The sequence below is a fragment of the Acidovorax sp. SRI_002 genome, from assembly GCF_057586455.1.
On sequence record NZ_JBYCZW010000002.1, the window covers coordinates 537,077 to 550,659 of the forward strand.

At 66.4% G+C, this 13,583-nt stretch carries 12 protein-coding genes; 6 read left to right on the plus strand and 6 right to left on the minus strand.

Features of this window, described 5'->3' with window-relative positions:
* Positions 1-167 precede the first annotated feature (167 nt).
* Positions 168-1,250 carry an adenylate/guanylate cyclase domain-containing protein gene (locus AC2YJX_RS07430; protein WP_487255658.1) on the plus strand — a complete coding sequence of 361 codons (1,083 nt, stop codon included), beginning with the start codon at positions 168-170 and terminating at the stop codon, positions 1,248-1,250.
* Between the two features lie 27 nt (positions 1,251-1,277).
* Here AC2YJX_RS07430 and AC2YJX_RS07435 read toward each other — a convergent pair whose 3' ends face one another.
* Complete coding sequence (locus AC2YJX_RS07435; protein ID WP_487255659.1) at positions 1,278-2,006, minus strand: haloacid dehalogenase type II; 729 nt, start codon at positions 2,004-2,006, stop codon at positions 1,278-1,280.
* A gap of 241 nt (positions 2,007-2,247) precedes the next feature.
* On the opposite strand from AC2YJX_RS07435, the gene AC2YJX_RS07440 reads away from it, so the two are divergent.
* From AC2YJX_RS07440 to AC2YJX_RS07450, 3 genes are all read left to right on the plus strand, one after another.
* A complete protein-coding gene (locus AC2YJX_RS07440; RefSeq protein ID WP_487255660.1) occupies positions 2,248-3,462 on the plus strand; it encodes an MFS transporter in 1,215 nt (404 codons plus the stop codon).
* Positions 3,463-3,622: 160 nt separating this feature from the next.
* Positions 3,623-4,849 (plus strand): alanine transaminase, encoded by a 1,227-nt coding sequence (alaC, locus tag AC2YJX_RS07445; protein WP_228898633.1) that lies wholly within the window; start codon positions 3,623-3,625, stop codon positions 4,847-4,849.
* 124 nt (positions 4,850-4,973) lie between these two features.
* The gene (locus AC2YJX_RS07450) at positions 4,974-5,471 is read left to right on the plus strand and encodes a GNAT family N-acetyltransferase (RefSeq protein WP_487255661.1); all 498 of its coding nucleotides are present in this window, start codon (positions 4,974-4,976) and stop codon (positions 5,469-5,471) included.
* Between the two features lie 9 nt (positions 5,472-5,480).
* Here AC2YJX_RS07450 and AC2YJX_RS07455 read toward each other — a convergent pair whose 3' ends face one another.
* The 5 genes from AC2YJX_RS07455 to AC2YJX_RS07475 all read right to left on the minus strand — a co-directional run bounded on the left by AC2YJX_RS07455 (position 5,481) and on the right by AC2YJX_RS07475 (position 11,444).
* Positions 5,481-6,320 carry an urease accessory protein UreD gene (locus AC2YJX_RS07455; RefSeq protein ID WP_228898629.1) on the minus strand — a complete coding sequence of 280 codons (840 nt, stop codon included), beginning with the start codon at positions 6,318-6,320 and terminating at the stop codon, positions 5,481-5,483.
* Between the two features lie 354 nt (positions 6,321-6,674).
* A complete protein-coding gene (panC, locus tag AC2YJX_RS07460) occupies positions 6,675-7,520 on the minus strand; it encodes a pantoate--beta-alanine ligase (protein WP_487255662.1) in 846 nt (281 codons plus the stop codon).
* Between the two features lie 44 nt (positions 7,521-7,564).
* A complete protein-coding gene (panB, locus tag AC2YJX_RS07465) occupies positions 7,565-8,446 on the minus strand; it encodes a 3-methyl-2-oxobutanoate hydroxymethyltransferase (protein ID WP_487255663.1) in 882 nt (293 codons plus the stop codon).
* A gap of 184 nt (positions 8,447-8,630) precedes the next feature.
* Entirely contained in the window at positions 8,631-10,232 is a 1,602-nt protein-coding gene (locus AC2YJX_RS07470) for a hypothetical protein (protein ID WP_487255664.1), read from the minus strand.
* Positions 10,233-10,238: 6 nt separating this feature from the next.
* Positions 10,239-11,444 (minus strand): ATP-binding cassette domain-containing protein, encoded by a 1,206-nt coding sequence (locus tag AC2YJX_RS07475; RefSeq protein ID WP_121507353.1) that lies wholly within the window; start codon positions 11,442-11,444, stop codon positions 10,239-10,241.
* A 136-nt stretch (positions 11,445-11,580) separates the two neighbouring features.
* On the opposite strand from AC2YJX_RS07475, the gene nadC reads away from it, so the two are divergent.
* Both nadC and nadA read left to right on the plus strand, forming a co-directional pair.
* Positions 11,581-12,453, plus strand: a complete 873-nt coding sequence (gene nadC, locus AC2YJX_RS07480) for a carboxylating nicotinate-nucleotide diphosphorylase (RefSeq protein ID WP_436131627.1) — start codon at positions 11,581-11,583, stop codon at positions 12,451-12,453.
* Positions 12,450-13,580 carry a quinolinate synthase NadA gene (gene nadA, locus AC2YJX_RS07485; protein ID WP_487255665.1) on the plus strand — a complete coding sequence of 377 codons (1,131 nt, stop codon included), beginning with the start codon at positions 12,450-12,452 and terminating at the stop codon, positions 13,578-13,580. The genes nadC and nadA overlap by 4 nt, the downstream gene beginning before the upstream one ends.
* Positions 13,581-13,583: the final 3 nt, after the last annotated feature.

A 13,583-nucleotide genomic window follows, 5' to 3' on the forward strand; every position in this document is an offset into this window, starting at 1 on the left:
CCCCCTCTCCCCAACCCTCCACCGCGGGGGGGGCCGGCCGCGCTCGCTGTTGCGGTTTTGCCCGGAGTGTTTTCACTGGTTGACCGTCGGGCTCTGCCCCGCCTATTCTGGCTGGCAGGGGCCGGTGATGCCCCTATATCAACGAACTCCCCCACCTCCCCCGCGCCATGCACAAAGAATTCCACCACGATGCGGTGCGCCGCCTGCAGACGCTGATCGAGCGCGAGACCGGCACGCCGCTGCGCGAAGAAGCCCTCGCCGAGATGGCTGCCATCCTGCGCCAGGGCGACGGCCCGGAAGGTGCCGCCACCGATGACCGGTCTGTGGCCCCACGTGAGGTCACCATCCTGCTGGCCGACCTGCGCGGGTTCACCGCTCTGTCGGGCTCGCAACCGGCGTCGGTGGTGATTGCGGCGCTCAACCGCTGCCTGTCGCGGTTGTCTGAAGTGGTGTTCAAGTACCAGGGCAGCATCGACAAGTTCATGGGCGACTCGATCATGGTGCTGTTCGGTGCGCCTGTGGCGCGCAAGGACGATGTGGATCGCGCGCTGCTGTGTGCCGTGGAGATGCAGATGGCCATGCGCGAGCTGAACCTCGCCCACCTGCGCGAGCGGCTGCCCGAGGTTTTTTTGGGCATTGGCGTGAACACGGGCACGGTGATGGCGGGGCGTTTTGGCTCGGACGTGTATTCCGAATACACAGTGATCGGCGAGGCCGTCAATCTGGCCTCGCGCATCGAGGCGCTGAGCCTGCGCGGCCAGGTGCTCATCAGCGACACCACATACCAGCGCTGCTGGGGCCTGGTGTCGGCGTCTGCCCCCATGCAGGTCTACGTCAAGGGCCGCACGCAGCCGGTGAGCCTGCGCGAGCTGATCGCCATCCCATCGCAAAAACTCAAGGTGCCGCGCCAGGAGTTTCGCCGCAGCCACCGTGTGGATGCGCGCCTGCCCTGCCTGTGCCAGCGCATGCAGGACAAGATCGTGGTACCCCACATCGTGCACGGCGCCATTCGCGACATCGGCTACCACGGCCTGCTGGTGGAGCTGATCGAGCCGCTGGAGCCGCACAGCGAGATCAAGCTGGAGTTTGAGCTGCCACTGGTGGACTACCGCGTGGCTGATGTTTACGCGCGCGTCATCACCCTCAAGCAGGAAGGCGACGAGTGGGTGGCGGGGTTGGAGTTCACCTCGATCAGCGCCGAATGCCATGCCAAGGTGCAGATGTTTGTGCAGCTGCTGGTAGCGCACTGATCGACGCGGGTGTGCCCCGGGGCACATTCAACAGCCCAGCATCTGCGCTAGATCGTTCAGGTCTGTGGCGTGCAGATCGTTGCCAGGCTGTGGCGTACTGTCCTTGGGCTGGGTGGCGCCCAGTTCCAGGGGGCGCTCGACGTAGGCCGTGCGCAGGCCGCAGGCGCGCGCGGCGGCCAAGTCGTCGTGGTGCGTAGCTACCAGCGCCACCTGTTCGGGCTGCAGGTCGAAAACGCGCGCTACGCCCAGGTAGGTCTCCGGGCTGGGTTTGTAGGCCTTGAACACCTCGGCGCTCAGCACGCAGTCCCACGGTAGCCTGGCACGCTTGGCCATGTTGGTGAGCAGGCCGATGTTGCCGTTGGACAGCGTGGTGATGGTGAAGCGTGTCTTGAGCCGCGTGAGGCCTTCCACGCTGTCGGGCCAGGCATCGAGCCGGTGCCACACATGGTTGAGGTTGCGGCGTTCGGCGTCAGACAGTTGTGCCAGGCCAAAGCGCGGCAGGATCTCGTCGAGGATGCTTCGGTGCAGGTCGTCGACCAGTGTCCAGCCCTGCTCACCCCGCATCACGCGGGCCATGGCCGGCCGGTAGCCCGCGCGCCACGCCAGCGCAAACGCGTCTCCATCTACCGCAGGGTACAGCGACTGCATCTCGCGCACGATGCTGCCGTGCCAGTCCACCACGGTGCCAAAGATGTCGAACGCCAGCACCTTCACGGTGCTGGCGATGTGGTCTGCTGTGCTTGGGGTGGTCGTCATTCGCAGTCCTTGAAAAAGGAGGAAGGGCGTGGTCAGGGCGTCAGCGTAGCAGCCATAGCTGAAATGGCTTTGAACCTGGGTTACATATTTCCCCGCTTCAGCAAGGCGGTGCTTTGCATGCTATGGTTACAAAAATCGGGTTTACCCCCGTAACTGCGTTTCTTTCTCTCCTTCTCCCTGTCTCGTCTACCTCCTGCGCCCTGCCGTCGCTTGCCGGTGCAGCGTCTCCCCTGTTGTTGCCATGACCGCGCCCCTTTCCCCCACGTCCATCTCCGCCACTCCCACCGACGACCGCACCCTGGTGCGTGCCGTGCTGGCCCTCGGGGTCGGTGGCTTTTCCATCGGCACGGGTGAGTTCGTCATCATGGGCCTGCTGCCTGAGGTGGCGCGCGACATTGGTGTGAGCATTCCGCAGGCCGGGCATGTCATCAGCGCCTATGCGCTGGGCGTAGTGGTGGGCGCGCCCGTGCTGGCCGTGCTGTGCGCCCACTGGGGGCGGCGCGCGCTGCTGATGGCGCTGATGGTGGTGTATGCGCTGGGCAATTTCGCATCGGCGCTGGCTCCGGGCTATGGGTCGCTGAGCGCCATGCGCCTGTTCACCGGTCTGCCACACGGCACCTACTTTGGCGTGGCCGCGCTGGTGGCCGCCGCACTGGCGCCACCGGGGCGCCGCGCACGCGCAGTGGGCTGGGTCATGTTGGGCCTCACCACCGCCACGCTGGTGGGTGTGCCCATTGCCGCCGCGTTGGGCGAGGCGTTTGGCTGGCGCGCTGCATTTGTGTTTGTGGGGTTGATCGCGGTGGCCGCCGTGGTCATGGTGCGCCTTTGGGTGCCCGCCATGCCCGCGTCGCACGGCGCCAGCCCGCTGCGCGAGCTGGGCGCGCTGGCGCGCAAGCAGGTGTGGTTCACGCTGGGCATTGGCGCCATCGGTTTTGGTGGCATGTTTGCAGTGTTCAGCTACATCAAGCCCACCTTGATCGAGGTGGCCGGCATGCCGCCCGCGCTCATGCCCTTTGTGCTGTCGCTGTTTGGCCTGGGTATGGTGGTGGGCAACATCGTGGGCTCGCGCATGGCCGACAAGGCGCTGATGCCTGCTGTGGGCAAGGTGCTGGTGTGGTCCATCCTCGTACTGGCGCTGTTTGTGCCCGCCGCACACCACCCTGCCAGCGCCGCGCTGGCCACGTTCTTTTTGGGAACCTTGGTGGCCATCGGCCCCGCGCTGCAGATCCGCCTGATGGACGTGGCGGGCGACGCTCAGACCCTGGCCGCCGCGCTCAACCACTCGGCCTTCAACGCCGCCAATGCGCTGGGCGCGTGGCTGGGCGGCGTGGGCATTGCGGCAGGCTTGGGCTGGACGTCTACCGGGTGGGTGGGCGTGTTGCTGGGGCTTGGCGGCGTGGGCATGTTTGCGTGGGCGCTGGTTAGCGAGCGGAACACCAAGCGCTTTGCCGCCTGACGACCACGGGCCACTGACCTGTGTCGTGTCGCGGCGGTGCGACACTGCCGCAATCCACGGAGAAATGACCGCGTTGTGCCTTAAAGTGGCAGAGGGCCGGCCTTTCTGCCAGCCACGTCGCTCGGACGGTTCCGGGCGCTTACGTGAAAGTCACCACAGCATGTCTGCTTCTCAAGGCAAGCGCCGCTTTGCGCGCATCGATCGCCTCCCTCCCTACGTCTTCAACATCACGGCCGAGTTGAAACTCGCTGCCCGCCGCCGTGGCGAAGACATCATCGACATGAGCATGGGCAACCCCGACGGGGCCACGCCGCCGCACATCGTCGCCAAGCTCACCGAAGTGGCCCAGCGGCCCGACACCCACGGCTACAGCGCCAGCAAGGGCATCCCGCGCCTGCGCCGCGCCATCAGCCACTGGTACAAGGACCGCTACGCGGTGGACATCAACCCCGACACCGAGGCCATCGTCACCATCGGCTCCAAGGAAGGCCTGGCCCATCTGATGCTGGCCACGCTGGACCGGGGCGACACCGTGCTGGTGCCCGACCCCAGCTACCCCATCCACATCTACGGCGCGGTGATTGCCGGTGCCGACATCCGCAGCGTGCCCGTGGCGCCCGATGTGGACTTTTTTGCCGAGCTGGAAAAAGCCATCCGCGGCAGCTACCCCAAGCCCAAGATGATGATCTTTGGCTTTCCCAGCAACCCCACCGCGCAGTGTGTGGAGCTGAGTTTCTTCGAGCGCGTGATCGCCCTGGCCAAGAAGCACGACATCCTGGTGGTGCACGACCTGGCCTATGCCGACATCGTGTACGACGGCTACCGCGCCCCCAGCATCATGGAAGTGCCCGGCGCCAAGGACGTGGCGGTGGAGTTTTTCACCCTGAGCAAAAGCTACAACATGGCCGGCTGGCGCGTGGGCTTCATGGTGGGCAACCCCGACCTGGTGGCCGCCCTGGCCCGCATCAAGAGCTACCACGACTACGGCACCTTCACCCCCCTGCAGGTGGCCGCCATCGCTGCGCTCGAGGGCGACCAGCAGTGCGTGAAAGACATCGCCGCCCAGTACCAGCGCCGCCGCGACGTGCTCTACAAGGGGCTCACCGAAGCGGGCTGGGCGGTGGACTGCCCCAAGGCCAGCATGTACATCTGGGCCCGCATCCCCGAGCCGTATCGCGCGCTGGGCTCGCTGGAATTTGCGAGGCAACTGCTGGACAAGGCCAAGGTGTGTGTGTCGCCGGGCATTGGCTTTGGCGACCAAGGGGACGAATACGTGCGCTTTGCGCTGATTGAAAACGAGGCGCGGATCCGGCAGGCGGTGCGGGGGATTCGCGCAATGTTCAAGGCGGATGGGTTGCTCATGGCGCCTACGACAGCGGCGGCCTGACATTGGAAGAGGCCGTTTGGGGACTGAACTCCAATTGATTCTGAATGGGGATTGGGGCTTGCCCCCTCCTTGGGGCCATAGCGGTCTTGAAGTTCTCACTACTATTCGGTTGTGCGAGGAACCCATGCTTCAGAACTACGTGCTGCTCCGAGAATTCCTCCCGCGCGATCAGGAGGTGTTCTGTTCGCTGCAGGAAGATCAAGACGTAGGTCAGTTTGTAGATTGGTTGCCACGAACGCGCTATCAAGCGGAGGTTGCTTTCTGGGATGCGCTGGAGCAGCAGGTTATGCCGATCAGAAGCCGATTTTTCTACGCTGTCGAAGTGGACTCCATCGTGGCGGGGAGCGTGGGGTTCACGTTGCTCAGCGGTGGTAGCGCTGACTGTGGGTGGTTCTTGCGTAAGAACTTTTGGGGTAAAGGCATTGGCACGAAGGCTGTTGCCTTATTAGTAGAAGATGCCTTCGCAAAAGGCATTTCTAAGCTGAGAGCATCTGCTAGAAGCCAAAACATCGGCTCTATAAGGGTTGCAGAGAAGTGCGGCTTTCAGCGCCTTGGAGAGAAAAATGGGCGTGTATTTTTCGAGGTTATTGATAACCGAAAGATTTGTCCTGCCGTCTCATAGACCACCACCTCACATCGCCCAAATCCTAGGCGCTTCCCCGTCCAACCCCCACAACACCTCCCTCCAGGCCACCCGCACCGCCTTGAGCAGCTTCATCGCGGGCTCCACCTGCGGAGCCAGCACGCGCACCACCGCCATGCGTTCGTTGGGGCTGGTGGCGCCGGCGGTGGCTTTGACCTGGGGGTGCTGATCCATCACTGCACGGGCCGCGTCCAGGGCCGCGTCGCGGCGCGTGCGGTCGAGCGGCGTGCCTGCGGCAAAGAACATGCTGGCCATGCAGCGGTGGCCTGCTAAACCCAAGGGGCTGCTCAGCAGCCGGTCGTCTGCGGCGTCGATCACGCCCCGCTCCAGCCACAGGCCTGGCACTTCCAGGTGCTGGGTGAAGCGGCCTTGCTCAAACGGCTGGCCCGCGTGCGGCAGGCCCAGTGCGGTCACGTCCCAGGCAATGCATTCGGCGCCGGGGGCGAGGTTCAGCGTGAGGTGGTTTTCGGCGTGGCAGGCGCTGTAGCACAGGGCCTCCAGCGGCAGCCATTCCAGGCGTGCGCCCTCGGCCAGGGTGAGGTGGCTGCGCTGCAAGGCCAGCGGGCCGGTGGAGCGGTAGAAGCGCGTGGCGCCGGGGGTGGTGACCAGGCCGTGGGCGCCGGGGCCGACGGTGGTGGTGATGTCCAGCGTGTCGCCGCCCACCAGGCCGCCGGGTGGATGCACCAGCACGTTGTGGCAGATGGCGTCGCCCTCGGGGTACAGGCTTTGCAGGATGCGCAGCGGCCCGTTGTGCTCATAGCGGGCTACGGTGCGGGCGTTGTTGTTTTGTGCCGTGTAGTCGAGCTGCAGGCGGGCGTGCCAGGACATGGAGGAGTCTTTGCTATCAAATAAATAGCTTATTGCGCAATGCAGATAAGCGCTAGGGACATTTTTTGCCGAATAATCGCGGACGGTGGGCGGGTGCTTGGCTTGTTCTCCCATTGCCAGAGAGGGTGGAGCAGAGAGGGCAACACCGCATCGGCTGTTTTTCCCTCTCGCCCACCCATCCCTGCGAGGGGCCTTTCAGCGCAGTTTCCCGGAGTCGGATGTTATCTGTTCGATAGCGCATTCACTGCGACAGAGCATGGCCCTGGCTCCGCGCTCTGTCGTGGGCAGTACAACAAGCAGTCCAAGCAGAGCGATAAGGCCGGACAACGACCTGCAGGGTTTTTGTGAGCCGCTCTAAAACTCCAGGTTGTCAATCAACCGCGTGCTGCCCAGCCGCGCAGCCCCCAGTGCCACCAGCGAGCCCGCTGCATCGGCCGCTGTGGCGGGCAACAGATCAGCGCGGCGGCGCACGGTGAGGTAGTCCGGTGCCCAGCCCCTCGCGCGCAGGGCGTCCAAGGCCCGGGGCTCCACCGCGCTGCGGTCGTTGGGCGCAGCGTTCAGCCATTGCTGTGCCAGTTGCTTCAATGCCTGCGACAGGGCTACGGCTTCTTGCCGCTCTTCCAGGCTGAGGTAGCCGTTGCGTGAACTCAGTGCCAGGCCATCGGCCGCGCGGCAGGTCTCGCCCGCTACCACCTCAATCGGCAGCGCAAACTGCTGCACCATGTGGCGGATCACCATGAGCTGCTGGTAGTCTTTTTTGCCGAACACGGCGGTGCCGCCCGTCTGGCCGAGCACGCAGGCAAAGAGCTTCATCACCACCGTGCTCACGCCTGTGAAGAAGCCGGGGCGGAAATGGCCTTCCAGCATGTCGGCCAGTGCTGCGTCGGGGTGCACCTTGAAGGTCTGGGGCTGTGGGTACAGGTCGGCCTCGCGCGGGGCAAACAGCACATCACAGCCCGCAGCTTGCAGCTGTGCGCAATCGGCCTCCCAGGTGCGGGGGTAGCTGTCAAAGTCCTCGTGCGGCAAAAACTGCAGACGGTTCACAAAGATGCTGGCCACCGTCACGTCGCCCAGGAGCTTGGCCTGGCGCACCAGGGCGATGTGCCCGTCGTGCAGGTTGCCCATGGTGGGCACAAAGGCGGGGTGGCGATAGGAGGCCAGGGCCTGGCGCAGGTCTGCAATGGAACGGGCAATCAGCATGGGGTGGGAGAGGTCGAAAAGAAATGAAGAAATGCGGTGAAGGCTCACCAGGCGTGCAAGGCGTTATCCGGGAACTGCCCCTGCTTCACAGCCTGCACATAGGCCTCCATGGCGCCGCGCACGCTGCCTGCGTCCTGCATGAAGTTGTGGACGAACTTCGGCATCTTTCCGAGGTTCATGCCCAGCATGTCGTGCAACACCAGCACCTGGCCGGCAGTGCCGTTGCCCGCGCCGATGCCGATGGTGTGGCAGTGCAGCAGCTCGGCCGTCAGCTCTGCGGCCAGCGCGGCGGGCACCATCTCCAGCACCAGCATGGCGGCGCCTGCGTCTTGCAGCTCGTGCGCCTCCTTGCGCAGGGTGCGGGCGTCATCGTCGGTCTTGCCCTGAACGCGGTAGCCGCCCAGGGCATGCACCGTCTGCGGGGTGAGGCCCAGGTGGGCGCACACCGGCACGCCGCGCCGCACTAAAAACTCCACCGTGGGCGCTGTCCAGCCCCCGCCTTCGAGCTTGACCATGTGCGCTCCCGCCTGCATCAGCACGCAGGCGCTGCGCAGCGCCTGCTCTCGGCTCTCGGCATAGGTTCCATAGGGCAGGTCGGCCACGAGCCAGGCCGTGCCCTGCACCCGGTGCAGGCCACGCGCTACGCTGGACGTGTGGTAGGCCATGGTGTCCAGCGCCACGCCCACCGTGCTGGGCAGACCCTGGCACACCATGCCCAGCGAATCGCCCACCAGGATGCATTCCACCCCCGCCGCATCGGCCACGGCCGCAAACGTGGCGTCGTAGGCGGTGAGCATGGTGATCTTCTCGCCCGCTGCGCGCATCTGCGCCAGGCGCGGCAGGCTGACCGGGCGGCGTTGGGGCAGGGGGGATGCGGGCGGCAATGTGCCGTAGGGCGTGGCTGGGGGGGCTGCAGGGCTGGTCATGGGGCGTTCCGGTCGGGGGCTGTGAAATTGCGGCCGAGTCTATGCGAGATGGGCGCGGCGCTCGCCACACCCCATACTTGAGAAATTGCTACTTATTTAATAGCTGATTGCGCTTTCTGTGCAATGCCCAGAAAGCTATTTGGCTTGGGTTAGGGCTGCACGGCGTGCGCCACCAGGGCGGGTGTCAACGCTCGGGCAATGCGCGCCAACGGCGCCACAGGGGCGACAAGGCGGCCACCAGCAGGGCCGTGCTGACGGCTACGGCGGGCGCGCCCATCAGCAGCTCCGGCCACGAGCCGTCGGGCAGCTCCAGCGCGCGGGCGGCTTCGTCCCACACGCTGGCCGACCCCGCCAGGGACAGCGCCAGGCCCAGGCCCAGCAGCGTGGAGCCCCCCCACGGGCGGCGCAGCAGCGCAATCCGCACCCAGGCCAGCGCCAGCAGCGTGGCCGGCACCAGCGGCAGCAGGATGTTGTTGGCCAGGCCCGCCACGCCCAGAAGCATCAGCGCGGGGGCGGCCAGCGTGAGCGCGCCACACAGGGCAGCAATCTGCCGCAGCGACAGCAGCCGCGCGGCGATCAGCGTCAGCGCCGCGAAGAAGCCTGCGCTGGCGGCGGCCAGCACACTGCCGCGCTGGCGCTCCTGCGCCCTTTGCGACGGCGTGGCGCCTTCCAGGTGGTGGGCGACGAGGCCGGGCTGTGCCATGCCGTAGCGGGGGTGTGCCCATTGCACCAGGCGGGGCGGCGGACTGAGGTGCTGTTGCAGCGCGCTGTGCAGGTTGTCGCGCCATTGGCTGGGCGAACGCGCGAGGTCGCCGGCAAAGCAGGCACGGGGGTCGCGAGAAACGGCGACATCGCAATCCCGCCCATCCCCGGGAGACTGGGCAGCCCGGGCGCGGTCCTGCGGCTGCGCGGTGCCTGCATGCTGCGCCTTGTAGTTGCGCCACTCTTGGGCCAGGGGCGATTGCAGGGCGGCCTGGTAGGCGCTGACGAGCTGCTGCGCCTGGTCCTGCGCCGACGCCCCCCGCCGCACGGGTGCGTATCCCCATCGGCTCAGCGCCGCGCCGTAGTGCGCCAGTTGCTGCGCAATGGCATCGGTGTCGGCCTGGGCCAGCCAATGCAGGGATTGCAGCGCGTTGGTTGCGCAGCCGGGGTCGTATTCCCTGTACCTCTGGTTCTCGTTGCACTTGTCGTTGTCATGGATCTCGGCGGCGGCTGTGGACGGCTCAGCAGCCTGCATGGCCTGTGCGGCCTGTGTCCACTCGACCAGCCGCGCCGCGTTGTCCGGCGCCAGCAGCAGCTCCCAGCGGCGCACATGCCACGCCGCCTGCTGCTGGGCGGCGGTGTCCTGGCCCTGCCACAGGCGCTGGATGCGGTCGCGGTAGGCCGCGTCCAGCAGCAGCGTTGGGGCCAGCAGCAGGGCAAAAAAAAGTGCGCCCCACAGGTATTCGCACCACAGGCCCAGGCGCGGCGCGGGTGCGATCTCGCGCCAGCGGTTGTGGATGCGCACCCGCCACAGCCACCACAGCGCCAGGCCAAAGGCGATCATCCAGGCGATGATGCCGCCCACCTGCCGCGTGGTGTCCTCGGGCCGGTTCCACGTGGCGACCACAGTGCCTTCGGGGCTGCCCATCCAGCGCGCGGGTTCGGCCGTCCAGCCAATCCACCCGCCGAACATCAGCAGGCACCACAGCAGCGCCAGCGGCAGATACCAGTGCAGGCGCAACTGCCACAGCAGCGGGCTGTGCATCAAAAACCATTGATCCCAGGCAGTGGTCAGGCGGCGCATGGTGTGTCAATCTTTCACGAAAAGGCGGCGGGTCGAGTCGGTGATGTCGCGCAAATAGCCCAGCGGCAGCCCCGCATCCACGGCGGCGCGCAGGAAGTCGGCGGCGCTGGTGTCGCCCTGAAAGCTCACGATGTGTGTGTGCCCGTTGACCTGGTGCGTGTGCGGGGGCAACTGGCCCAGCCAGGCGCTCAGGGCGGGCTCCGACCAGCTTGTCTCGAACTCGATCGCGCAACCCACCATCTGCGCAAAGCGTTCCTGCACGCTGCGCGGCTGGCCGTGCTCCAGGAACAGCACGGCATCGGCCACTTTCTCCACCTCATACAGTTGCTGAGAGCTGAGCACCAGTGCCATCGGGCGCCAGGGCGAGCGCGCCAGCGATTGCAGATCAGACAGCAAGGTCTGCTGGGCGTTGATGTCCAGGTTGGCCAGCGGTTCATCAAGCAACAGCACGCATGGCTGGGTGAGCAGCACGCGGGCGAGTTCAAAGCGCATCTTGTAGCCCGAGGAGAGCTGCTTCCACTGGTGGCCGCGAAAGGGCCGCAGCGACAGCCGGGCAATCACCAGCTCCACCAGGCAGCGGTTGGCCTCGCCCACCACGCCGTGGCTGCGCGCGGCGAACTGCAGGTGGTCCATGAGCTGCCCGCCCCAGGGGTGTGGGCGCTGCGGGATGTAAGCCAGCTGTGATCGCAAGGCATAGGGGTCGCGGGCAGTGGCGCCCCAGTCGAGCTGGCCGGCGTCTGGCGCCAGGTCGGCCGCGAGCAGGCGCAGCAGGGTGGTCTTGCCATTGCCGTTCTCGCCCACCAGGCCCAGGATGTGGCCTGGCGCCACCTGCACGTCCACCGGGCCCAGGGTGAAAGCCCCCTTGCGAAAGCGCTTGACCAGCCCCGAGCCCTGCACCCGCCGGGCCTGCCTGCCTGCTGCTGTGAGCGTTGCGCTGTGGGTGTGGTGGTGGGCGCCGCGGACGGCGGCGAGAGCGGTGTGCAGCAGCGCGGCGCGTTGTGCTGCCGGGGCCTGGGCTGGTAGTGCATCCCAGGCATCCAGGCTGGCCAGCACCTGCTGCTGCACGGACGGAGGTACGGGCAGGGCTGCGTCCAGCAGCGTGCGCCAGGCGCCGTGCCATTGGCCTGCGCCCAGTGCGTGCTCGGCCGCCAGCGCCCATGGCGGCGCGTGCGCAGGGGCGGGCTGCGCCGAAGCCGTGGCATTGTTTTCCATGTGGACTCCCTCTGTGGATAGGCCCGTCTGTGCGGGCTGCGGGTGCCGGCGTGCGGGCCGCACCCGGCACGTCGGTGGCGGGGCTTTATAGCATTTGCCCCGGTGGGGGGAGCGATGCCGCTATGCTTGGCGCCCCATGAACAAACGCCGCGACAACCCGATGACTCCTGAAGCCCTGGCGACACTGGCGCGCGAGGATGTGCACCGCGCCCTGCAAGAAGACGTGGGCAGCGGTGACCTGACCGCCGGCCTGATCGACCCCACCCGCCGCGCCCGTGCCCGCATCCTGGCGCGCGAATCCGCCGTGATCTGCGGCGCCCCCTGGGCCGAAGCCGCGCTGCGCGCACTCGATCCTACGGTGCAGATCACCTGGCATGTGGCCGAAGGCCAGCGCTGCGCGCCCGATCAGGTGGTGCTGGAGCTGGAAGGCAATGCCCGCGCACTACTGTCGGCCGAGCGCACTGCGCTCAACTTTCTGCAACTGCTGTCGGCCGTGGCCACCAAGACCCGCACCTATGTGGATGTGGTGGCGGGCACCCGCGCCCACATCGTGGACACGCGCAAGACCATCCCCGGCCTGCGCCTGGCGCAAAAGTACGCCGTGCGCGTGGGCGGCGGCACCAATCACCGCATCGGTCTGCACGACGCAGTGCTCATCAAGGAAAACCACATCGCCGCCGCCGGAGGCGTGACGGCTGTGCTCAATGCCGCCCAGACTGTGGCAGCTCAAGCAAAGTTCGTCGAGATTGAAGTGGAAACCCTGGAGCAACTGACCGAGGCGCTGGATGCAGGTGCCAAGATGGTGCTGCTCGACAACATGCCGCTGCCCACGCTGCGCGAGGCGGTGCGCATCAACGCGGGCCGTGCAATTTTGGAAATATCGGGTGGCGTCACGCTCGAAGGCTTGCGCGAACTGGCCGAAACGGGGGTGGACCGCATCTCCATCGGCACGCTGACCAAAGACGTCAAGGCGACGGACTTTTCCATGCGCCTGCAGGAGCTGTCATGACCACCGCTGTAATGAACCGCATCGACGTGGAGTACGAGCAGCCGCTCGATACCGAGGAAGGCTCCGTCTGCTCCACCAAACACGCCTGGGCGCGCGTGCCACCCGAACCCACGCAGGCCGAACGCCTCGCGCTCAAGGACAAGATTCGCCGCCTGCTCAAAGAGAAAAATGCGGTGATGGTGTCGCACTACTACGTGCACCCCGACCTGCAGGACCTGGCCGAAGAAACCGGCGGCCTGGTGAGCGACTCGCTGGAGATGGCGCGGTTTGGCCGCGACCATGCCGCGCAGACCCTGGTGGTGAGCGGCGTACGCTTCATGGGTGAGACGGCCAAGATTTTGAGCCCCGAAAAGACGGTGCTCATGCCCGACCTGGATGCGACCTGCTCGCTCGACCTGGGCTGTCCTGTGGAGGAATTCAGCGCGTTCTGCGACGCCCACCCCGACCGCGCCGTGGTGGTCTACGCCAACACCAGCGCGGCCGTGAAGGCGCGGGCCGATTGGCTGGTCACATCCAGCTGCGCGCTCGACATCGTCGGCGCCTTGAAGGCAGCAGGGCAAAAGATCCTGTGGGCGCCCGACCGCCACCTGGGCGCCTACATCCAGCGCGAAACCGGGGCCGACATGGTGTTCTGGAACGGCGCCTGCATCGTGCACGACGAGTTCAAAGCCTTCGAGCTGGAGGCGCTCAAAAAAGAACACCCCCACGCCAAGGTGCTGGTCCATCCTGAAAGCCCTGCAGACGTGATCGCCCTGGCCGATGCCGTGGGCTCCACCAGCGCCATCCTCAAGGCCGCACGCGAGATGGATGCCACCGAATTCATCGTAGCCACCGACAACGGGATGATGCACAAGCTGCGCACGCTGAACCCCGGCAAGGTGTTCATTGAGGCCCCCACCGCCGGCAACAGCGCCACCTGCAAGAGTTGCGCACACTGCCCCTGGATGGCGATGAACGGCCTGGCCGATGTGGCGCGGGTGCTGGAGACCGGCGCCAACGCGATCCATGTGGACCCGGCGCTGATCCCGCGCGCGCGCCAGCCGATTGACCGCATGTTGGCCTTCACGGCCGCGCTGAGGAACGGGCTGCCCACGGCGGGCCTGGTCCCTGGCATCGGGGCCGCCTGAGGC

Excerpts from the sequence above, each read along its gene's own strand:
- AC2YJX_RS07455 (WP_228898629.1), bottom strand. The coding sequence starts at position 6,320 with ATGTCCTGGCACGCCCGCCTGCAGCTCGACTACACGGCACAAAACAAC.
- panC (WP_487255662.1), bottom strand. The coding sequence starts at position 7,520 with ATGCTGATTGCCCGTTCCATTGCAGACCTGCGCCAGGCCCTGGCCTCC.
- AC2YJX_RS07440 (WP_487255660.1), top strand. The coding sequence starts at position 2,248 with ATGACCGCGCCCCTTTCCCCCACGTCCATCTCCGCCACTCCCACCGAC.
- panB (WP_487255663.1), bottom strand. The coding sequence starts at position 8,446 with ATGACCAGCCCTGCAGCCCCCCCAGCCACGCCCTACGGCACATTGCCG.
- AC2YJX_RS07430 (WP_487255658.1), top strand. The coding sequence starts at position 168 with ATGCACAAAGAATTCCACCACGATGCGGTGCGCCGCCTGCAGACGCTG.
- alaC (WP_228898633.1), top strand. The coding sequence starts at position 3,623 with ATGTCTGCTTCTCAAGGCAAGCGCCGCTTTGCGCGCATCGATCGCCTC.
- AC2YJX_RS07470 (WP_487255664.1), bottom strand. The coding sequence starts at position 10,232 with ATGCGCCGCCTGACCACTGCCTGGGATCAATGGTTTTTGATGCACAGC.
- AC2YJX_RS07475 (WP_121507353.1), bottom strand. The coding sequence starts at position 11,444 with ATGGAAAACAATGCCACGGCTTCGGCGCAGCCCGCCCCTGCGCACGCG.
- AC2YJX_RS07435 (WP_487255659.1), bottom strand. The coding sequence starts at position 2,006 with ATGACGACCACCCCAAGCACAGCAGACCACATCGCCAGCACCGTGAAG.
- AC2YJX_RS07450 (WP_487255661.1), top strand. The coding sequence starts at position 4,974 with ATGCTTCAGAACTACGTGCTGCTCCGAGAATTCCTCCCGCGCGATCAG.
- nadA (WP_487255665.1), top strand. The coding sequence starts at position 12,450 with ATGACCACCGCTGTAATGAACCGCATCGACGTGGAGTACGAGCAGCCG.
- nadC (WP_436131627.1), top strand. The coding sequence starts at position 11,581 with ATGAACAAACGCCGCGACAACCCGATGACTCCTGAAGCCCTGGCGACA.